Source organism: Hyphomonas sp. GM-8P, from assembly GCF_003263315.1.
Classification (GTDB): domain Bacteria; phylum Pseudomonadota; class Alphaproteobacteria; order Caulobacterales; family Hyphomonadaceae; genus Hyphomonas.
Genome location: NZ_AWFE01000105.1, coordinates 25,432 through 46,166 on the forward strand (window position 1 = coordinate 25,432; position 20,735 = coordinate 46,166).

A 20,735-nucleotide genomic window follows, 5' to 3' on the forward strand; every position below is an offset into this window, starting at 1 on the left:
GAAGGCTTCCACATTGCCACGCTTGTCCCCCTCCCTGGAAACGGCTCTTGAAAAGGCCCTCACCCTGGCCTCCGAACGGGAGCATGAGTACGCCACACTCGAGCACCTCCTGCTGGCTCTGACAGAGGATGAGCACGCCAAAGAAGTGATGGGGGCCTGCAAGGTCGATATAGAGACCCTGACCTCGGAACTGGTCCGCTACATCGATGACGAGCTGACCAGCCTGATCGTGGAAGACGGGGAAGGCCGCGTTCAGCCGACGGCCGCCTTCCAGCGCGTGGTTCAGCGCGCCATCCTTCATGTCGAAAGCTCTGGCCGGGATGAAGTGACCGGTGCCAACGTGCTGGTCTCGATCTTCTCCGAGCGCGAAAGCCACGCTGCCTACTTCCTGCAGGAGCAGGACATGACCCGCTATGACGCGGTGAACTTCATTTCCCATGGCGTTGCCAAACAGCCTGGCATGTCGCGCCCGTCCAGCCCGCGTGGCGCCGAGCCGTCCGAAGAGGAAGCGGTGAAACAGGGGCACGAGGCGCTCGATGCCTACTGTGTGAACCTCAACGCCAAGGCCCGCGCCGGCAAGATCGATCCGCTGATCGGCCGCGACATGGAAATCAATCGTTGCATCGAAGTTCTTTGCCGGCGGAACAAGAACAACCCGATCCTCGTGGGTGACCCGGGCGTCGGCAAGACCGCCATTGCCGAGGGCCTGGCCAAGAAGATTGTCGACGGTGAAGCCCCGGAGATCCTGGATGAGGCCATCATCTGGTCGCTCGACATGGGGGCCCTCCTGGCAGGTACCCGCTATCGCGGTGACTTCGAGGAACGCCTGAAATCGGTGATGAAGGAGCTGGAGCAGCAGGATAAAGCCATCCTGTTCATCGACGAGATCCACACGATCATCGGCGCCGGGGCCACTTCCGGCGGCGCAATGGACGCGTCGAACCTGCTGAAGCCCGCCCTTCAGAGCGGCGGTTTGCGCTGCATGGGCTCGACCACGTTCAAGGAATACAAGCAGCATTTCGAGAAGGACCGCGCTCTGTCCCGCCGGTTCCGGAAGATCGACGTGGTGGAGCCGACCGTGGCAGACGCCATCAAGATCCTGACGGGTCTGAAGTCCCGCTTCGAGGATTTCCACGGCCTTCGGTATACCAATGACGCGATCAAATCGGCGGTCGAACTGTCTGACCGCTACATCACGGATCGCAAGCTGCCGGACAAGGCCATAGACGTCGTCGATGAGGCAGGGGCCGCCCAGTGGCTGCTGCCGACCAGCAAGCGGAAGAAGACGGTTGGCGTGCGTGACATCGAGGCCGTTGTGGCCAAGATTGCCCGCATTCCCCCGAAACAGGTGTCCAGCGACGATGCCGAGGCGCTCCGCTCGCTGGAGACCGATCTCAAGCGTGTGGTCTATGGCCAGGATGAAGCTATCGAAGCCCTGTCTGCCTCGATCAAGCTCGCTCGGGCAGGCCTGCGCGAACCGAATAAGCCGATTGGCTCCTACCTGTTCGCCGGTCCGACCGGTGTCGGCAAGACCGAAGTGGCCAAACAGCTCGCCTCCATCATGGGCGTCGAGATGCTGCGCTTCGACATGTCGGAATATATGGAGCGGCACACCGTCTCCCGCCTGATCGGCGCGCCTCCGGGCTATGTCGGTTATGATGAGGGCGGCCTTTTGACCGATGGTGTGGACCAGCACCCGCACTGCGTGCTGCTGCTCGATGAGATCGAGAAGGCTCACCCGGACCTGTTCAATATCCTGCTTCAGGTGATGGACAATGGCTCGCTGACCGATGCCAACGGCCGCAAGGTCGACTTCCGCAATGTGGTTGTGATCATGACCACCAATGCGGGCGCATCGGACGCGGCGAAGAACGCCATTGGTTTCGGTGCCGGCAAGAAGGACGACGAGCAGGACGAGGCGATCAAGCGCCTGTTCACCCCGGAATTCCGCAACCGCCTCGATTCGATCATCACATTCGGCGGCCTGACGCCGGAGATCATCGACCGCGTGGTCGAGAAGTTCATCCTGCAGCTGGAAGTCCAGCTGGAAGACCGCAACGTTTCGATCGAGATCTCCAAGCCGGCCCGCGACTGGCTCGCCAAGCGCGGTTTCGACGCCGACATGGGGGCCCGGCCGCTGGCCCGGACGATCCAGGAGCACGTCAAGAAGCCGATGGCGGAGGAACTCCTCTTCGGCGAGTTGCAGAAGGGCGGCGTTGTCCACATCGACATCGACAAGGACGACGACAGCAAGCTGGCCTTCAAATACGTGGCCGAAAAGCCGAAGAAGAAGAAACCGGCTGCGAAGAAAGGCTCGCAGGAGCCTGCATAACCTGATCAACGGCGGACGCTTCAGTTGCCGCGACGTTATGGGGCCGTACCGAAGGGTACGGCCCTTTTCGTACTCGCATCCGGTGTGAGCGGTGCTTATGCTCCGGGCAAAACATACCGGGAGGAATTCAGATGACAGCGAACGTCGACGGGCGGTGCGATCCGCGTTTTGAGGAAGTGAAACGCGAATTCGAAAAGAACTTCGCGGAGCGGGAAGAAGTCGGCGCGTCGGTCTGCCTGTCCGTCAACGGCGAAACGCTTGTGGATCTCTGGGGCGGCATGGCCAATCCGGAAACGAATGACCCGTGGCAGGAAGACACGATCTCCATCGTCTTTTCCTGTTCCAAGGCAGCCACCGCGATCTGTGCTCATATCCTGATCGACCGGGGGCAGCTCGATCCCGAGGCGCTGGTTTCGGAATACTGGCCGGAATTTGCGAAGAACGGGAAAGAGAAGACGACGGTTCAGATGATGCTGAACCATGAAAGCGCCCTGCCAACACTGCGTGACCCGGTGAAGCCGGGCGGCTTTGCCGACTGGGACTATATGGTCCAGCGCATGGCAGATGAGGAACCGTTCTGGGAGCCCGGCACACGTAATGGCTATCACATGATCAATTTCGGCTGGACGGTCGGAGAACTCGTCCGCCGTGTGTCCGGCAAGTCGCTGGGCACATTCTTCCGGGAAGAAGTCGCGGAGAAGACCGGTGCCCGCTTCTGGCTGGGCCTTCCGGAAACGGAGGATGTGCACATTGCCCCGATCCGCCAATATGTGCCGAAGCCGGGTGACGAGGCGACCGAGTTCGGGATCAAGCTGATGACAGACCCGGAATCGATCCAGCACAAGAGCTTCATGAATAACGGCGGATGGGACTTCAATGACCGCAGGGGCCAGACCGCGGAAATCGGAGGCGGAGGTGGCCTGTCGAATGCGCGCGGACAAGTGGCGATGTACACGCCGCTCGCCACGAATGACGGGTCGCTGGTGTCGGAAGACCGGCTCAACAACATGACCATGGTGTCGACCGCGACTCATCGCGATGCGACGCTTCTGATCCCCACCCGGTTTGCATCCGGCTTCATGAAGTCGATGGACAACAGGCGGCGCAAGATGGGGCCGGGCACCAGCGCCATTCTGGGAGAGCGGGCGTTTGGCCATGTCGGGGCGGGCGGCTCCATCGGGTTTGCCGATCCGGATTGCGGTCTCGCCTTCAGCTACACGATGAACCAGATGGGCAATGGCATCCTGCTGAACGACCGTGGGCAGAGCCTCATTGATGCGGCCTACCGCTCGCTCGGTTATCGGACGAATTCGCCCGGCGCCTGGGTGAAATAGTCCGCGTTTCCGGAATCGCCTGCTGCATGATACTCTTTCCGCGAGGGTGGAGGAGGATCAGGCGTGATGCGCTATGCCGGACTGTGCTCAGTACTGCTTTTGATTCCTGCTGCATGTGACGATGCGGTGGGGTCCGGTTACCCGGATGACACCTCCTCGGCCGTGATCGAGGCGACCAGGGCGGAAAGGGCGCCTGCGGAGGAGCCGGTCAGCGGGTCTGAAGCAAATGCTGCAGACACCGATGATATGTCTTCCTCACGCTCAGTGAGCGATCCGGAAGAGCGGGCCGCTTCACTCGGCCTGACACAGGAAGCCGATTACACGTGCAACCAGGAGAGTGTCAGCGCGCACGTCGTATTCTACGGCGATGAAGACCTGACAGCTGTTCTGATTCCGGGCAAGGTGAATGTCCCGCTTTACCTCGACTGTTCACCTACCCGGATTGGTCCGGAGTGCAGCGACGGCCAGTTCACAGCCCAGTTCAACGTGCTGGATGACACGGCCCTGTTCTACGCGCTGGAAGACGGGGCGCCGCTGACATGCTCGATGGCGCAGCCCGATTTGCCGCCAGACCTGGAATAGCTGCTGCCCGTATCGACGCCGGACATCAGCCTTCGTCGTCGGCTTCGCCCATGCCGCGGCGCTTGCCGCTCTGTTCGATCATCTGCTGTGCCCGGGCGACACGCTCGCTGCGAGCGGGCGGCGCCATGATTTCCGGCGGATCGGTTTCCTGCATGTAGATCGTCCGGCTCGGGAAGGCGAAGCTGGTGCCGGCCTTTTCAATGATATCCATCACCGCGACGGCAAACTCTTCCTTGATCGCCAGCCACTCACCCCAGTCCTTGGTCTTGGTGAAGGTGTAGATGAGGAAATCGATGGAGCTGGCATTGAAATTGTCGACCCGCACGAAGAGCGCCGCTTCCGGCGGTTTGACGAACCGGTCATCGTTCCAAAGCCAGGCTTCGATCTCGTCGCGGACATATTTCAGCTGGTCGACCGTTGTGCGGTACTCAACGCCAATGGCCCATTTGATCCGCCGGTAGGTCATCCGGGAGAAGTTCGTCACGGCCGCATCGGACAAGGCACTGTTGGGGACGTAGACCGGGCTCTTGTCGAACCGGCGGACCAGCGTGGAGCGGAAATTGATCTTCTCCACCGTCCCTTCGACGACGCCATCCACCTTGATCCATTCGCCGGGCACGAAGCGTTTTTCCGTAATGATCAGGATGCCGGATATGAGGTTCTTGAACAGATCCTGCGCGCCAAGACCGACGGCGATGCCGAGGACGCCAAGGCCGGCCAGAAGCGGCGCAATCTGGATCCCCCATTGTTCGGCTACCGCGCCAAGACCCAGAACCACCAGCAGGACCTGAAGCGCCTTTACCATCCAGTCGACCGCGGCTGAGGAGAGCGCGTTGCGCAGTGTCCCGAACATGAACTCGAATGCATTTACGGCGCGGGCAAGCGTCCAGAAAACGGCTAGCGTGATCACCGAGCGCAGGATGCGGTTGGCATAGACTTCCGCCTCACCGGAAATATCGGTGACCTGCAGCGCGATATAGATGCCGATGATCACCGGCACGACTTTCAGCGGGGTCGAGATCGAATTGACCAGAGCATCATCAAGACGCGTCTTGGTGCCCGCTGTGAGCCGCATGATCGTCGAGACGATGATCCGCGCGAACAGACCGCGTACCAACAGAGCAATGACGACGATCAGGACGGCGGTAAAAATCTCGCCATAGGTCAGGCCGTAATCGCCCTGGTTCCATACCGTGGCGATATAGCTGGCGGCGTCCCGGGCCCATTGCGGTGCATTCTGGTCAAACCAGCCGCCGATGGACTGGAACTGGGCAGTATTTTCCATTCTGAATTCCCCCTGGGGATTGGCTTCCCTGTGGTGTCAGTGGCGCAAACTGCCCCGACTCCTGTGTTTCGGTGGCTGCGGCACATGGCCCTCGCGCCATTCGCCGGGCTGCAGGCTGCCGAGTTCCCATTCTCCGATGCGGACACGGATCAGACGCAGTGTCGGGTGGCCGACAGCGGCGGTCATGCGGCGGACCTGGCGGTTACGCCCTTCCGTGATCGTCAGTTCAATCCAGCTGTCCGGCACGGACTTCCTGTAACGGATCGGCGGCACGCGCGGCCAGAGAGTCTCGGGCGCGGGCAGGGCGCTGGCCTTTGCCGGTGCGGTCAGGCCATCCGAGAGGTCGACCCCATCGCGCAGGCGCTGAAGGGCGTCGTCGTCCGGGATGCCTTCGACCTGCGCCCAATAGGTCTTGGGCATCTTGTTCGCCGGATTGGCGATGCGGTGTTGCAGGCGGCCGTCATTGGTGAGGATCATCAGGCCTTCGGAATCCTGGTCCAGCCGACCGGCCGGGTAGACACCCGGAATATCGATCAGCTCCGACAGGGTGCGCCGCTTCGAACCGGCATTGCCCTTGTCGGTGAACTGGGAGAGCACGCCAAAGGGCTTGTTCAGCAGGATGACACGCGTTTCCTGGCCGGCTTCCCGCCTCACGCGGCAACCACCTCGTGCAACGCTTTCAGCGTCGTCAGCAGACCTTCGGCGTCTGTGATCGGCAGGCAGCTCGGTCCGTCGCACAGGGCCTTGTCCGGATCTGTGTGGAATTCGAGGAAGACGCCGTCGGCGCCAGCCGCGATCGCCGCCTTGGCAATGATCGCCACGCCTTCCCGGCGCCCGCCGGTGGAAGCGCCCGCCGTGCGTGGGTCGGCGCCCGGAAGCTGCACCGCGTGGGTCGCGTCGATAGTGACCGGGCAGCCAAGTTTCTGCATCTCGGGAATGCCCAGCATGTCGACGACCAGATTGTTGTAGCCGAAACTGGAGCCGCGCTCGCAAAGGATGACGCCGACGTCTGCCGCCTCGCCGATCTTGGAAACGATGTTCTTCGTATCCCATGGCGCGATGAACTGGGCTTTTTTCACCTGAACGATTCCGCCTGCGGCTGCGGTGGCTTTGGCCGTGGCGACGACGAGGTCTGTCTGGCGGCACAGAAAGGCCGGGATCTGGACGATATCGACGATCTCGGCGACTGGTTCGGCCTGGCTGGGCTCATGCAGGTCGGCGCAGATTGGCACGCCGAGCTTGGCTTTCACGCTGGCCAGCGTCTTCAGGCCGGCTTCCATGCCCGGCCCGCGATAGGATTTGATCGAGGAACGATTCGCCTTGTCGAAGCTCGCCTTGAACACGTAGGGCAAGCCCAGCTCGCCACAGACTCGCTTCAGTTCCGTGCCGATTTCCAGAGCCAGGCCCTCATCTTCCAGTACGTTCAGGCCGGCGATCACGGACAGCGGCTTGCCTGTCCCGATGGTCCATCCGGAGGCGGCGTGGGTGAGGACGGTCATGGGCAGGTCTCCGTTCGGGTGTTTGCAGCCAGATAGCCGAATTGGGCGCCCGCGCGAACCCGTTTCGGCCAGCGAAGGCTGTCAGGGGCCAGGAAATCTGCTCCAGAATCAAAGAAGCCGCCCTGATGAGGGCGGCTCCCGTGAGTCCGTTGAGGACAATGGTCCCGGCAGCGTCGCAGCTTACCGGTACAAATCTCTAGGCGCTGATCAGAGGCTGCTCCAGCCAGACACCATAGGACTTGGACCACTTGGCCTCACCTGGTTTCTCACTCGACATGGATCACCTCCTTTCAGGCGCGCAACAGGCGCGTACTTGTGCCCGGGACCATCCCGGACGACTCGGAGTTAAGCATGATTTGCGCCATGCAAAAGTTAAGAACACGACTTTTTGGCCCAAATTTGCGTGATGAACAGAAAACGCCCGGATGCCGGGAAGACATCCGGGCGTTCACCAAGCGGGCAGGACGCCCGATCGGCCTTAATCGTAGGCGAGCGCGCCGACGACGAGGCCAATGATTGCGCCTGTCGCCACCGAGGCCAGAATCGCGTCTCCGCGATCATAATCGTGCACCCAGTAGTATCCGGGCGGTGGGGCATAGAGGCCATAACGGTCATAGTCGCGGATATAAACCGTGCGCGGGTGCGGGCGGTAATAGCCGCCAATCCGATAGGGTGAGATGTAGCCCGAACGGAAATAGGGGCCCGTGCGGTAGCCATACGTCACATAGGAACTATAGCGCGGCGGGGGCGCATAATAGTGCCGGACGGGGGGCCGATACGCATAGCGCGGCGGGTGATGGCTGCGGCGATAATCATGGCGGTCACGCCACTCATACCGGCTACGGTCCCGGCGATAATCATGGTGGTCACCGCGGTAGTCCCTGCGATCGCCGCGATAGTCGTGCCGGTCACCGCGGTCCCTGCGGCTGCGGTCATGATCCCGGTCACCGCGGTCCCAGCCGCCCCGGTCGCGGCCTCGGTCAGGATCGGCGCTGGCGATGGGAGCGATGGTCAGGCCGGCAACGGCCAGTGCCGCCATGGCTTTTCCAAATGTGTTCATCAGTTTCATGGCAGGCCGAGCCTCCGTTGAAATGGCCGGCCGCTCTGTGATCGGCTGGCCGTCTGGTTGTCGCGCATTGCGCATTGGAGCAAACTTATGTTTTCCGGCCTGAACGGTCTCTGAACGAGGGGTTAAGCTTTATCCATGTCCGATTTCGGGGATCTTCGGGTGTCAGACGCGCTCACCGTACCGGCCTGGGAGCTTTCGGAATCCTTCGTCCGCGCGTCCGGGCCGGGCGGCCAGCATGTGAACAAGGTTTCGACCGCCGTTCAGCTGACCTGGCACGTCGAGGCGTCATCCCTGCCATCGGAGGTCAAAGAGCGATTTGTAAAGCTGTTTGGCAGCCGCATGACCAATGATGGCCGCCTCATTCTGGAAGCCAGCAGCCATCGCAGCCAGGTGCTGAATCGGGAAGCGGCCCGCAAACGGCTCGCGGAGATGATTCTCAAGGCCAGTCAGAAGCCAAAGCGGCGGATCCGCACCAAACCGACCAAGGGGAGTATTCGCCGTCGCATCGCTGCGAAGAAACGGCGCGGCGAGATCAAGTCCCTGAGGGGCACTGTCGACCGGACGGAAGAATAGGGCTCAGCGCGCCGAATCGAGCGCAACCCGCAGCCTGTTCAGCAAGGGCAGCAGCTGCTTCCATTCCTTCTGTGACAGGACCGCCAGTTCGCTTTTCGTCGCATCAAGTGCTTTCACGGCCTTGTTCCGGGCCTTCGTGCCAGCAGGGCTGACAGAGACCCGCCGGATGCGTCGGTCGTCCGGATCAGGAACCAGTGTCACGAGCCTTTTTTCTTCCAGCTTTTTCACGGTGGACGACATGGTCGGCTGCGACACCTGAAGCCCGCGCGCGAGTTCTCCGATCGTCTGTTGGGTCTCCAGCCGTAACAGATGGTTCAGCACGGCGAACTGCGCCGTTGTCAGACCATCGGGCAGGCGTCGGGCGAAGGCGTTATCGGCGAGATGAGCGATGATGGAAATCTCCGTCATCACCGCAAATTCCAAAGGGTCTCCGGCGAGCCCGGCCGGCCGGCTCATGCGATGATCCGCGATTCAAGCGGCCAGCGCGGGGAAGGCGCTTGCCCGCCTGCATAGCCGAGCCGGAACAGGCCCTGCATCCGGCCTGGCAGCGTGACGCCGAAACGTTCATGGATTTCAGAGAAAGGCCCGGCCATTTCGCTGTATTCTTCGAGCGCCTGGGAAAGCGGCTGGAAACCGACCCCGACAGCCGCTGCGGCCAGTTGCAGTCGGATCCAGACGGCGCCGCTGTCCAGCTGTTCGGCACGTGAGTTACCGGGCGTCGTGAACCAGAGGAAGGTCGGCGCGCTCTCGATCAGGCCATTGTACATGGACAGGGTTGAATTCCATGCGGACGAGCCGGTTTCGCCCATGCTGTCCTGCGTCAGGATACCGGTCATGCGGTAGGCTTCCATCATCGGGCCTGAAAGGGAAATGCCATCAGGACTGGTATTGATCTGTTCAGCTCCGATACGGGTGAGGTCGGCGCTCTCGCGGCATGTCTCGGGTTTGCGCAATTCGATTTCCCATGCGCGCTTGCAGACGTCTTTCAGCCAGTTGGCGGTTTCCGGATCGCTGCTTGCATCCACCTTCATCGCTTCGAGGTCCGGCTGGGCGGTCGAGATTTCCATCAGGGCGGCCAGCCTGTCGGAAGGCACCGGACGGCCCGGGTCGAATTTCGCGCGGGCTGTACGCCGCCGCAGCGCATAGCCGAACAGAGGATCGCGTTCGACATCGGCATCTTCAACAAAACGCACATGCGCGATGGGGCGCTCGTCCAGCCGGACGCCAGGCTCACCTTCAGGAAATTTGGTGATTTCCAGCCTGTGGCCCTGTTCGGCGGCCGCTTGCCGTAACAGTTCCAGAAATGCGCCAAGGCCGATCGTGGTCTGCCGGTCTGGCGGATCTGTCTCCGGCAGGCGGCGGTCCAGATCACAGAACAGGGTCAGACTGTCTTCTCCTTCCAGCCGGATCATCCAGGGCTGAAGGTTGTGCGGACTTGGCGCAAGAATGGCGTAGGCCGCCGCATTCAGGCGGGCGTCTCCGAACCCTTGTGTTGCTTGCTGCCATGGCTCCCGCGCGGGCGCGATATTGCTCATGGCTGAGAGGCCGGCATAACCGCCGCCGAGGACAAGAATACTGGCACCGCCAGTGACCAGAAGTGCGCGCCGGGAAAGCATCACGGCCTCCTTTCATGATAATATATAGATATCTATATAAAATCTCAAAAGAAGGCAACCCCGAGGATTACCTGTTATGGAGGGATCAGCCGCAGCAGCCGCCAGGGGAGGCCGAAGCTTCGTCTGCGGTCGTGGCTGCAAACACGTCTGGCGCAGCGCACCCAGGGAACAAGCCGTAGTGCGCGGCGCCGTCACCGATCACGTCGAACCAGGGCGCAAAGCGCGTGTCCATCAGCATCGCCAGCGTATTGCCGCAGACAGGAAAGACGCGGCCGGCTTCGATACTGTGTTCCGCGTCAAGCACGAACACCTGCTCCATGCCGGGTATGCCGCCTTTGTAGATGACAGCCTGACCGTAGTCTTCACACGCGGCATCCAGACCCTCCAGCTTGATGAGTCGGGCGGTGACCGAGGCGAACCGGATCGGGCCGAGCTTGTCCTTCAGGACCGGGTCGATAATGCCGAGACGGCGATGGTTCACCGTGCGCGGATCCGTGAAGCCGGCGGCTTTCACGATAGACTGGAAGTCCCCCCAATAAAGCGCGCCGGACAGGCACTCGCCATAGAGCACCGGATCGGCGGCAAGATCGGCCGGGATACGCCGGTCAGCATAGACGTCTGAGAAATAGAGTTCCCCGCCGGGTTTCAGCAGGCGGTGTGCCTGGCGGAAGACTTCCGGCTTGTCAGTGCAGAGATTGATGACGCAGTTGGAAATGATCAGGTCGAAAGAGCCGGGCTCCAGGTCCAGCTCACCGAGCTTTTCAAGATAGCCTTTCACGAACCTTGTGTTCGGCGTGTCATAACCGAACTGTTCGGCGTGCCAGGCCTCGTGCGCGTGGGCGGTCTCCAGCTGCGCGTCGGTCATGTCGACGCCAGTCACGTGGCCGCCCGGGCCGACCAGCTTCGCCAGCGCAAAGACGTCGCGTCCGGCGCCGCAGCCAAGGTCGAGCACTTTCAGGCCTTCCAGCACGGTCGGAATGGCCAGGCCACAGCCATAGTATTTCGCCGCGACCTCGTCATGCACCGCCGCGAGGGCTTCAGAGACATGTGGGGGCGGGCGGTCGGCGGTGGTGCAGGCGTCGGTTTTCAGATCGTTCGAACCGGAGAGCGTTTCGCCATAATAGGTTTTTACGATGTCCTGAATCTGGTTCATGCCGCGGCTCCTTCTGACGGTTGCCCCTGCTTATAAAAGCAGGCGCTGTCAGACGAATAACATTCTGGTGTGCGGGATCTCAGCGCTTGCTGCCTTTTTTCGAAGGCGGCTTCTGGAATCCGGCTGGCCTGTCGGCATAGGGGTTCTTGCCTTGACGCACGAACAAGCGGATCGGCACGCCGTGCAGGTCAAAATCGCTCCGCAGCTCATTGATCAGGTAGCGTTTGTAGGTTTCCGGCATCTGGTCGCCGCGCGAGGCGATCAGCACGAAAGTCGGCGGGCGTGATTTCATCTGAGCCATGTAGCGCGGCTTGATGCGCTTGCCCTGAACGGCTGGAGGCGGATGGCGCTCGATCGTGTGGCGCAGCCAACGGTTCAGGTCGCCGGTCTTCACGCGCGCCGTCCAGTCCTTGTGAACCTGCAGCACCGCCGGCATCAGCCGTTCGACATGCTTGCCGGTCAGGCCGGAGAGAAAGACGACCGGCGCACCGCCGGCGTTCGGCATCAGCCGGTTGGCAATGTCGCGGATGTGCCGGGCGGCGCCGTCCTGATCCTTCACCGTGTCCCACTTGGACACGACAAGCACGAGGCCGCGCCCCTCACGCAGGCAGAGGTCTGCGATCTGCAGGTCCTGCTTTTCGAGTGCATCGTGCGGATCCATCACCAGCGCAACGATCTCAGCATATTTCAGGGAACGGATGGTTTCGGCCGTGGACATGCGTTCCAGCCGTTCCTGCACCTTGCTCTTCCGGCGCAGGCCAGCCGTATCGACGAGACGAATGCGGCGGCCTTCCCACTCCCAGTCGAGCATGACGGAGTCGCGTGTGATGCCGGCTTCTGGGCCTGTCAGCAGGCGGTCGGACTTCAGGAGCTGGTTGATCAGGGTTGATTTGCCGGCATTCGGGCGACCGACAATGGCGAGCTTGACGGGCTTGTCGGCCCGCGGCGGTTCCGGTTCCACATCGACATCGGCTTCTTCGATGGCCGCGACGAGGTCGTCGTCGGAGAGCGTTTCATCGTCGATGTCGATATGGGCGAGCTTTTCGAGAATGTCTTCGCCGCCGCCGCGCGCATAGTCGGGCTCCGGCTCCTCCATCGCCTTCTCGAAGGCTTCTTCTCCGAGCGCGCGGCGGATGGCGTCGAAGAGTTCGGCAAAGCCTTCGCCATGCTCTGCTGACAGGCCGATTGGCTCACCGAAGCCAAGCGACCAGGCTTCCATTACGCCCGCTTCGCCCTGGCGGCCTTCCGCCTTGTTCGCCGCCAGAACAATTGGCAGTCCGGATTTGCGGAGCAGCTGAGCGAAGTTTTCGTCGTCCGGCGTGATACCGACACGTGCATCGACCAGGAAAAGGCACAGCTCTGCTTCTGCGATGGCGGCCTCGGTCTGGGCGCGCATGCGGGATTCCAGACTGTCATCATGGACGCTTTCATAGCCGGCCGTATCGATCAGGATCAACGGCATCGAGGCGAGGTTGCCCTCGGCCTCCTTGCGGTCGCGGGTGACGCCCGGCTGGTCATCGACGAGCGCAATCTTCTTGCCGGCGAGCCGGTTGAAGAGCGTGGACTTTCCGACGTTCGGACGTCCGACAATGGCGAGTTTGAGCGGCATGGCAGGCCCGTAACATAAGCGGGGTTCGCGCCTGCCGGCGCCGCCCCTTACTTGATTGCGATCAGTTTGGCATCATCCGTCAGAACAATGAGTTTGTCCTGAGCGGCGATGGGTTCGAGGTAAACGCGGTCACCCAGTTTGAGAGAGCCAACTTCTTCGCCGGTTTGCGGCGAATAAGCGAGCAGGTGTCCGGTCGATGAGACGACCAGGACCCGGCCGGATGCGACGATCGGACCGGAATAGGAGATGCGCTTTTTCTTCTTTTCCTGCTTTTCGAACTGGCGCAGCTGAACAACCCAGTAGGCCTCGCCCGAGGAGGAGTTGAGGCAGGCAAGTTTTCCATCCGTTCCGAGTACGAACATATGCTCGCCGGTGACGGCTGGAGGCTGGACCGAGCCGATCTGCTTGGACCAGATGCGCTGGCCGCTGCGGCCATCGATGGCGATCGTGATGCCTGACTGGCTGGAAGCATAGACGAGCCCGCCAGCGAGCACCGGACGTGAGCCGATGTCATTGATCTCGGAAATAGGGGTGAACCGCCCGGCGCTGGAAATGGCATCCGTCCACAGGCGGCGGCCATTCGAGGCGAGATAGGCGATGACTTCACCGGAAGAGAAAGGCGCGATCACAAAGTCTTCCACGGCGGCGGGGCTGGGGCTGCCCAGCACGCGGGCCGTTTCGGAGATTGCCTGATCGGACCATTCGATTTCGCCGCTGTCCATCGACAGGGCGTAGATTTCGTTATTGTTGGACTCGACGAAGATTCGGCCATCCTTGATGGTCGGCGCGCCCGTCATCGGTGCGCTCAGTGTGTTCTTCCACTTTTCTTCACCCGTATTGGCATCGAGCGCAGTGACATAACCGAAGCCGCTGGCAACGATCAGGGAGTCACCCTGGACAGCAAGACCGCCGCCGAGCGCGGCCTTGTCGCGCTTGGTCAGGCCTTTCAGCTTCTTGCGCCATTTCGTGTTGCCGCTTGCCAGATCGGTTGCGACCACAGCCTGCTCGGAATCGAGTGTGAACACGGTCGTCTCGCTGGCGACCGGCGGCGTGGAGATTGCCGACTTCTTGCCGGAACCCTTGCCGACACCATTGCGCCAGGCAACCGACAGCGTCTCCGCGGCCTTGATGTGCCCGATCACCTTTTCGGCATTCGAGCCGGCCTGGGGCCAGGCCGTGACGTCCTGCGCAGGCGGCAGGTTGATGGTTTCAGTGGCGAGTTCCGGATTGGCCTCAAGCTCGGTATCCGACAGGACCATGGTGATCCGTCCGGCTTTTTCGGCCTCGGCCAGTTCCTTTGCCTTGTTGTTTCCGAAATTGAAGCTGGGCAGGCTGGAGCAGGCCGTCAGGCCAAGGAAGCCGAGTGCGGCTCCGGCCAGCAGGAACTTGCGGGTAGGGGTCATTGACCGGTCTCCTCGGTGGTTTCGGACGGCTCGGTAGGGGCTGCCGCTTCAGCAGGTGTCTCGATGGCTGTTTCTTCCGGGATCGGGATCGCCGCGAGGGCAATCTCTGCCCGCCGGACGACGCCTTGCGGCGCAGCAGCATCGAACTTCAGCCGGTTATAGGCAGTCCGGGCCCGGGCTGGGTCCCCCTCGGCATAGGCCTTCGCAGCGATCAGTTCGCGGGCGAGGGCGCCGAGGCCGGACTCTTCTTCTTTCAGATCGCCCAGCAGGGTTTCCAGCTCTGCCAGCGAAACGGTATCGGCCTTGGCATAGGCGGCCTTCAGCAGCGCGGCGCGCTCGAAGGGCGTTCCGTCTGCCTTGCCGGAAGTCGCCAGTACTTCTGTGGCGCCAGCAGCGTCACCGCTGCCTTCATAAAGGGTCTGGGCCAGAAAGTTTGCCGCCAGCGGCGACAGGCTCGATTCCTCGCTCACCAGTTCGCGGAAGCCGGCTTCGGCATCGGTATAGTCGCCGTCTGCCAGTTGCGTTGTTGCCTGCTCGAAGGCTTTCGCCCGTTCGGCGCGGACTTCAGCGAAGTGCGGATGAAGCACGAATTCATTCAGGGCGACCGCACCGATCAGGAGTGCTGCACCGCCATAGACAAAGAGGCGATAGCGCTTCCAGATAGTCTCGATCTTGTCCTGGCGAAGGCTTTCGTCGACTTCTTCAAAAATGTCGCTCAAGGGGCCGCTCCGGTCGGGGTTCACAATTCTGGCGGGAACCTAGACGTCGCCGCCGCTGGCTGCAATGTGCCAGCGCTGTTCTGGTCAAGGTTTTCGCAGGCTGTAGGTTTCAGCTTTTCCGGGGAATTTGCGGGCCCGGACGTCGTCGGCATAGGCTTTCACGGCGGTTTCCGTCTCGGTGCGCAGGTCGGCGTAGCGGCGGACGAATTTTGGCGCCCAGTCGAACAGGCCCAGCATGTCCTGCGCAACCAGGACCTGCCCGTCGCAGGCAGCTGAGGCGCCGATGCCGATCGTGGGGCAGCTGACTTCTGCGGTGATTTCCGCCGCCAGGTCTTCTGCGACCCCTTCGATGACGATGGCGAAAGCGCCGGCGCGGTCGGCCGCGCGGGCTTCATTGATGACGATCTCGCGCTCGGTTTCGGTCCGGCCCTTGGCGCGGAAGCCGCCATCGACATTGATCGCCTGCGGGCGCAGGCCGACATGACCCATGACCGGAATGCCGCGCTCGACCAGGTGCGCGATCTGCTTGGCGGCATAGGCGCCGCTTTCGATCTTCACTGCCTGGCAGCCGGTTTCCTTCATGATCCGTACCGCGTTCAGGAAGGCCTGGTCCTCGCTGGTTTCGTAACTGCCAAAGGGCATATCCACGACGACGAAGGCCTGCTGCGAGCCGCGCATCACGGCCTGGCCGTGCAGGATCATCATTTCCATCGTCACGCCGACGGTGGAGGGCAGGCCATGGACGACCATGCCGAGGCTGTCGCCGACGAGCAGCATGTCCACATGCGGGTCCATCAGTTCGGCCATCGGCGCGTCATAGGCCGTCAGCATGACCAGCGGCGTACCGCCCTTGGCTCTGGCGATGTCCTTGACGGTCTTGCGGGTGATCTCAGTTTGCTTTGACATGCGCAGCGGCTTATCCGCTCCGGCAGGTGCGGGCAAGAATTCCTTCTGGGATTACAAGGAAGTTATCTGGGAGCCAAAACACGGCGATGCGACACAGAACATGGAAACTGGCTCTGGTTTATGGCGCTGCTGCTTTTGTGGTCGGCTTCTTTTTCGGCGCTCTGCGGGAGCTTGTTTTCATGCCGTGGTTGGGGGATCCGGAGGCCCACTGGCTGGAGTTTCCGCTGGTGACCAGCGCCATCTGCTTTCTCGGATACAGATCTGGCCGGGGGATCGGTTTCCGGACGGACACCTGGACTGTTGGACTGGGCGGTGTTGCGGTGCTGCTCTTGATCGAAAGCGGTTTCGCCCTCGGCCTGTTGCGCCAGCCGCTGGATGAGTACCTGGCTTCCTTCGATATCCGTCGGGGTGCGCTATTCCCCATCGGTCTTGCCGCAATGGCGCTGGCGCCCCGGTTTGGTTGGCGGACCTGCTAGCGGCCCGGCATGACCACCGGAACGCCGATCAGGGCTGCATGCAGGTAGCCCACAAACGCCACATAAAGCACGATGCCACCGATGACCGAAGCCACATCGGGCCACAGTTTGGTCGGCGCATCCGGGGCAGGTCCGGTATCACCGCGGCGTTTCACCATGACCCGGTCGAAGATGGCGAAGGTGAGGAATGCAGTGAACAGGAGGAAGGCGTTCAGCTGGCCGGTGGCGAAGAAGTGCCCGAACGCCCACAGCTTCACGGCGACCAGCATCGGGTGCTTCGCCCATTTCTTGATCCGGCCAACCGGCAGCTGCGAGGCCACGATCAGAATGAAGGCCGGCGGCATAAGGGCAAAATTGACGTGCTTGCCCCAACTCGGCGGGGAATAGACCAGACCCATGCCGCGGGTCTCGTTGAAGCCGACACAGATGAGGAAGAAGCCGATGATGGAGACGAAGGTATAGGTCCCCATGAAGGGCCCGTATCCCATCTTCTTCTTGAGATCCTTGCCCGGTTCCCGCGACCGCACAGCCGAAAAGACGTGCGCGCCGAAAAAGATCACCAGACCGAGAATGAATATCGCCATGAGGGGCCCTCCCTGAAGGGAGCTTACGGCGAGTTGGCAGAATCCGGAAGGGGCTTCAGCCCTCGCTGGCGTCCTTGATCCAGACCTCGACCTGGCCTTTCAGTTTCAGGGTCAGGGGCTTGCCCTTGCGGTCGAGCGCCTTGCCGGCGGCGACTTTGATCCAGCCTTCGGAGATGCAGTACTCCTCGACATTGGTTTTTTCCGTGCCGTTGAAACGCACACCGATCTCCTTCTGGAGGAGCTCTGGATCGTGGAACGGGCTGTCGGGGTCGACGCAGAGGCGGTCAGGAAGCTGGTCAGTCATGGCAGCGGTTTTAGCGCGGGCCGCGCCCACGGCAAGAGGGGGCAGGCAGGAATGACATGACGCCACCCTGCAGCGGCCAGAAACCCGTTGGATTGGCTGGCAGGTCCCGCAGTGGCGGCAACAGATCGCGCCAGGTTCCGGCGAGATAGGGCGGGGCCAGTGCGACATGTTAAACAGATGCTTAACCAAGCCCGCAAATTCGCGCCCGGAATCCACCGAAGATTAGGGTTTCCCGTCTAGTCAGGGGAGACCAAACGGGCGGAGAACATGCTCAAAAGAACCAACATCAACGCGTACCGGACGATGCTTCAGAACGCGCGCACGCCGGAAGAAGCTGTGATGATGGAGCAGCTGCGGGCCATCTCGCAGAATATTCCCGCACTCTACATGATGCTGACGGTCGCTGCCGTCGCGCTCGGTGCGACCTTCGTTGGCAATGCCCCGGATTTCCTGACGTTGGGTGTCCCGGTTATTTTTGTTGCACTCAGCACTGTGCGCCTCTCTTTCTGGAAATTCGGCAATAGCCGGCTGGAGCATCCGGACGAGGCGCGCGTTAAACTCAAACAGGTCGAAGTGCTCACGGCCGCCTTGTTTCTCATCCTGGGAATCTGGGTCTGGGCGCTTCTGCCGTATGGCGACAGTCAGGAACGGCTTTACCTGTCCTTCTTCACGGCCTTCACGGGGGCGTCTTCGACGATCTGTGCCATTTCCCGGCCGAGGCTGGTCGGCGTGTGCCTGTTCATGACGCTCGGCGTTTTCTGTGTGCTGTTCTTCGACTGGAGTGAGCGGTTTTATTTCTATGCGACCATGCAGCTGGGGGTCACCTACCTTGTGTTCTTCCTGGCTTCGCGGACCTACAAGCTGCGCCTGGCCCAGTCGGTCGTGCTGCTCAACCGGCTGAATGCGGAAAACCGCCGTTCGTCGGAGTTGGCCCATACCAACGAGTCCATGGCGTTGACCGACATGCTGACCGGCCTGCCAAACCGGCGGCAGTTCTTCATCGATGTTGAGGCCGCATATGATCCGAAGACAGATAAAATGCTTCCGGTTATCGGCCTGATTGACCTGGATGGGTTCAAGCCGATCAACGACGTGTTCGGCCATACGGCGGGCGACGCCGTGCTGGTGGAGACGGCCCGCCGCCTGAAACGCGTGCTGGGTGACAAGGCGAGCGTGTCGCGTCTCGGCGGGGATGAGTTTGCATACATCCTGCCAAAGACCGTGAGCCAGAAAGACGCCAAACGCATCGCCCAGCAGATCGTCAACGCCATGAACGAGCCTGTTCGCTTGCCGAACAAGGATATCAGCCGCGTATCGGCTTCGGTCGGCTATTCCTCGCGTTCCTTCCCGGTGCAGACTGCTCACGACCTGATGGAGCAGGCAGACTTTGCGCTGTTCCGCGCCAAGGAGCACAAGGTGGGGCAGGCGGTTGAATTTTCGGCCAGCCATGCCGAAACGCAGCTACGTGAAGCTGTCGTGCACCAGGCGCTCAAGAAGGCCGACCTCGACAACGAACTGCGTCTTGTCTTCCAGCCCATCGTGAACTCCACTGAAGGCGAGGTGACCCGGTGCGAAGCGCTGGCCCGCTGGGACAGTCCGGAGCTAGGATCTGTGCCGCCGCTCGAATTCGTGGCCATTGCCGAGAAGATGGGCATGACCCAGCAGCTGACCCGAGTCGTGGTCCGCAAGGCACTGGACCATCTGCGCCACTGGCCGGAACTGCCGTCCATGTCGGTGAACCTGTCCGCGCAGGATATCATCAGCCGCGAGACGAGCGATGCGCTGGTGGCAATGATCCTGGCAGAACCGGAAACCGTGCGCCATCGCCTGGTTCTGGAAGTGACGGAATCCTCCCTTCTGAACGACATGGAAGAAGCGCGCTACAATCTCATGAAGTTCCGCTTCATGGGCCTGAAGATCGCGCTCGACGATTTCGGTACGGGGTATTCCTCGCTGCGCTACCTTCAGGAACTGGAATTCGACATTGTGAAGATCGACCGCAGCTTCGGCGCAGCCATCAACACGACTGCACGTGGCCTGGGTCTTGTCGCCACGATCCAGCATCTCTGCCGGTCGCTGTCGATCGAGTGCATCATCGAAGGCATTGAAACCAGCGAACAGCTGGAGATTGCACGCAGTGCCGGGTGCCGCCTGGTACAGGGCTACCTCTATGCCCCGCCGCTGGAGGCGCGTGAGCTGCACGCCTACCTCATTGGCGAAAAGCGTTTCCCGACTTACCGGGAATTGCTGGAAGGATCGCAGCGCGACGTCGCGTAAGCCGTTGGTTTCGCGGCGGTGGTCTTCTGAAATTCCCTCAGTCTGGTCTTGCCGGTTTGGCAGGGCGGGCGCATGCTTCCCGGCATAACAAAATACCGGGAGGACATCATGAAAGATCTGGCAGGCAAGGTTGCCTTTGTAACGGGGGCCGCATCCGGCATTGGGCTCGGCATCACCACCGCTTTGGCGCAGGCCGGCGTGAAGGTGATGATGTGCGACATCGAGAAAGACGCGCTGGATGACGCCATCAGCGGGCTGAAGCAGACCAATGCCGATGTCGACGGCGTGATCGCGGATGTCTCCCTGAAAGACCAGCTACAGGCTGCCGCCGACGCGGCGATGGAGCGCTATGGCCGCGTGGATATTCTGGTTAACAATGCCGGCGTGGGCGGGGGCGGACGCTATGGCGAATGGACTGATGAAGGCTGGAACTGGACCATCGGGGTGAACCTGATGTCGGTCGTGTGGGGGATCGAGATCTTCGGGCCTCTGATTGAGGCGCATGGCGAAGGCGGGCAGATCGTTTCGACGGCGTCGATTGCGGGCTTTCTGCCGGTCACGAACCCGCCCTACAATGTCACCAAGTTCGGCGTCGTTGCCTTGAGTGAAGGCCTGCGGACGGAACTGGAGCCGCGGGGTATTGGCGTGTCTGTGCTGTGTCCTGGTTTCATCCGGACAAAGATCATGGATTCCTCGCGCAATGTGCCGGCCCGCTTTGCCGGCGCGCGGGACACTACGGGTCAGAGTGCAGATCTCGACCATTCCGAATTCGCCCAGATGGCACGTGACGCGATCGCCCATGGCATCGATCCGCTTTATGTGGGTGAGCTTGTCCGTGAGGGGATTGAAGGCAATTGGGCCTACATCTTCACCGACAATGAGTTCGAGCCTGCCATCATGGAGCGCTTCGACAATGTGAAGGCCGGGTTCGACCGCATCCGCGGCCGGGTTCCGCGGCACTAGGGCGTGTCTGTCTTGCGCAGGGCAATTGTGCCAGCGCTGTTGAAACAGTTC

The 20,735-nt window shown here is 61.6% G+C and carries 20 protein-coding genes; 7 read left to right on the forward strand and 13 right to left on the reverse strand.

Translation table 11 applies throughout. From position 1 onward, the window contains the following. The first annotated feature begins 13 nt into the window (after nt 1–13). The 3 genes from clpA to HY26_RS15485 all read left to right on the forward strand — a co-directional run bounded on the left by clpA (nt 14) and on the right by HY26_RS15485 (nt 4,248). Entirely contained in the window at nt 14–2,332 is a 2,319-nt protein-coding gene (gene clpA, locus HY26_RS15475) for an ATP-dependent Clp protease ATP-binding subunit ClpA (protein WP_034764387.1), read from the forward strand. Nucleotides 2,333–2,463: 131 nt separating this feature from the next. Next, nucleotides 2,464–3,666 (forward strand): serine hydrolase domain-containing protein, encoded by a 1,203-nt coding sequence (locus HY26_RS15480; protein WP_112074027.1) that lies wholly within the window; start codon nt 2,464–2,466, stop codon nt 3,664–3,666. 63 nt (nt 3,667–3,729) lie between these two features. Beyond that, nucleotides 3,730–4,248, forward strand: coding sequence for a hypothetical protein (locus tag HY26_RS15485; protein ID WP_146740259.1), 519 nt, complete (start codon nt 3,730–3,732; stop codon nt 4,246–4,248). Nucleotides 4,249–4,273: 25 nt separating this feature from the next. Here HY26_RS15485 and HY26_RS15490 read toward each other — a convergent pair whose 3' ends face one another. From HY26_RS15490 to HY26_RS15505, 4 genes are all read right to left on the reverse strand, one after another. Continuing rightward, entirely contained in the window at nt 4,274–5,533 is a 1,260-nt protein-coding gene (locus HY26_RS15490) for a mechanosensitive ion channel family protein (RefSeq protein ID WP_051599761.1), read from the reverse strand. 36 nt (nt 5,534–5,569) lie between these two features. Further along, on the reverse strand, nt 5,570–6,187 hold the full coding sequence (locus HY26_RS15495; RefSeq protein WP_112074029.1) for a pseudouridine synthase: 618 nt from the start codon (nt 6,185–6,187) through the stop codon (nt 5,570–5,572). Next, complete coding sequence (gene kdsA, locus HY26_RS15500) at nt 6,184–7,032, reverse strand: 3-deoxy-8-phosphooctulonate synthase (protein ID WP_112074030.1); 849 nt, start codon at nt 7,030–7,032, stop codon at nt 6,184–6,186. The genes HY26_RS15495 and kdsA overlap by 4 nt, the downstream gene beginning before the upstream one ends. 478 nt (nt 7,033–7,510) lie before the next feature. Continuing rightward, entirely contained in the window at nt 7,511–8,101 is a 591-nt protein-coding gene (locus HY26_RS15505; RefSeq protein WP_158531527.1) for an RcnB family protein, read from the reverse strand. 135 nt (nt 8,102–8,236) lie between these two features. On the opposite strand from HY26_RS15505, the gene arfB reads away from it, so the two are divergent. Next, nucleotides 8,237–8,674: an alternative ribosome rescue aminoacyl-tRNA hydrolase ArfB gene (gene arfB / locus HY26_RS15510; RefSeq protein ID WP_112074032.1), complete on the forward strand. Its 438-nt coding sequence runs from the start codon at nt 8,237–8,239 to the stop codon at nt 8,672–8,674. A 3-nt stretch (nt 8,675–8,677) separates the two neighbouring features. Here the strand turns inward: arfB and HY26_RS15515 are convergent, their stop codons facing one another. The 7 genes from HY26_RS15515 to panB all read right to left on the reverse strand — a co-directional run bounded on the left by HY26_RS15515 (nt 8,678) and on the right by panB (nt 16,080). Then, nucleotides 8,678–9,130, reverse strand: a complete 453-nt coding sequence (locus HY26_RS15515) for a MarR family winged helix-turn-helix transcriptional regulator (protein WP_112074033.1) — start codon at nt 9,128–9,130, stop codon at nt 8,678–8,680. Next, nucleotides 9,127–10,290 carry a nitroreductase family protein gene (locus HY26_RS15520; protein ID WP_112074034.1) on the reverse strand — a complete coding sequence of 388 codons (1,164 nt, stop codon included), beginning with the start codon at nt 10,288–10,290 and terminating at the stop codon, nt 9,127–9,129. Before HY26_RS15520 ends, HY26_RS15515 begins: the two co-directional genes overlap by 4 nt. Nucleotides 10,291–10,375: 85 nt before the next feature. Then, nucleotides 10,376–11,443 carry a methyltransferase domain-containing protein gene (locus tag HY26_RS15525; protein ID WP_034764375.1) on the reverse strand — a complete coding sequence of 356 codons (1,068 nt, stop codon included), beginning with the start codon at nt 11,441–11,443 and terminating at the stop codon, nt 10,376–10,378. Nucleotides 11,444–11,522: 79 nt separating this feature from the next. Beyond that, nucleotides 11,523–13,052 carry a ribosome biogenesis GTPase Der gene (gene der, locus HY26_RS15530; RefSeq protein WP_112074035.1) on the reverse strand — a complete coding sequence of 510 codons (1,530 nt, stop codon included), beginning with the start codon at nt 13,050–13,052 and terminating at the stop codon, nt 11,523–11,525. A gap of 47 nt (nt 13,053–13,099) precedes the next feature. After that, nucleotides 13,100–14,455: a PQQ-like beta-propeller repeat protein gene (locus HY26_RS15535; protein ID WP_112074036.1), complete on the reverse strand. Its 1,356-nt coding sequence runs from the start codon at nt 14,453–14,455 to the stop codon at nt 13,100–13,102. Then, nucleotides 14,452–15,174, reverse strand: a complete 723-nt coding sequence (locus HY26_RS15540) for a hypothetical protein (RefSeq protein ID WP_112074037.1) — start codon at nt 15,172–15,174, stop codon at nt 14,452–14,454. The genes HY26_RS15535 and HY26_RS15540 overlap by 4 nt, the downstream gene beginning before the upstream one ends. 84 nt (nt 15,175–15,258) lie before the next feature. After that, nucleotides 15,259–16,080 carry a 3-methyl-2-oxobutanoate hydroxymethyltransferase gene (panB, locus tag HY26_RS15545; protein ID WP_112074038.1) on the reverse strand — a complete coding sequence of 274 codons (822 nt, stop codon included), beginning with the start codon at nt 16,078–16,080 and terminating at the stop codon, nt 15,259–15,261. 86 nt (nt 16,081–16,166) lie between these two features. Between panB and HY26_RS15550 the strand changes: the two genes are divergently transcribed. Next, nucleotides 16,167–16,556 carry a hypothetical protein gene (locus HY26_RS15550; RefSeq protein ID WP_112074039.1) on the forward strand — a complete coding sequence of 130 codons (390 nt, stop codon included), beginning with the start codon at nt 16,167–16,169 and terminating at the stop codon, nt 16,554–16,556. On the opposite strand, the gene HY26_RS15555 is transcribed toward HY26_RS15550, so the two are convergent. Then, entirely contained in the window at nt 16,553–17,140 is a 588-nt protein-coding gene (locus HY26_RS15555; protein ID WP_034764358.1) for an NnrU family protein, read from the reverse strand. The genes HY26_RS15550 and HY26_RS15555 overlap by 4 nt on opposite strands. Nucleotides 17,141–17,195: 55 nt before the next feature. After that, nucleotides 17,196–17,444 (reverse strand): DUF3297 family protein, encoded by a 249-nt coding sequence (locus HY26_RS15560; RefSeq protein ID WP_034764355.1) that lies wholly within the window; start codon nt 17,442–17,444, stop codon nt 17,196–17,198. Between the two features lie 267 nt (nt 17,445–17,711). Between HY26_RS15560 and HY26_RS15565 the strand changes: the two genes are divergently transcribed. Both HY26_RS15565 and HY26_RS15570 read left to right on the forward strand, forming a co-directional pair. After that, nucleotides 17,712–19,721, forward strand: coding sequence for a bifunctional diguanylate cyclase/phosphodiesterase (locus HY26_RS15565; protein WP_034764351.1), 2,010 nt, complete (start codon nt 17,712–17,714; stop codon nt 19,719–19,721). Between the two features lie 108 nt (nt 19,722–19,829). Continuing rightward, entirely contained in the window at nt 19,830–20,684 is an 855-nt protein-coding gene (locus tag HY26_RS15570; RefSeq protein ID WP_112074104.1) for an SDR family NAD(P)-dependent oxidoreductase, read from the forward strand. Nucleotides 20,685–20,735: the final 51 nt, after the last annotated feature.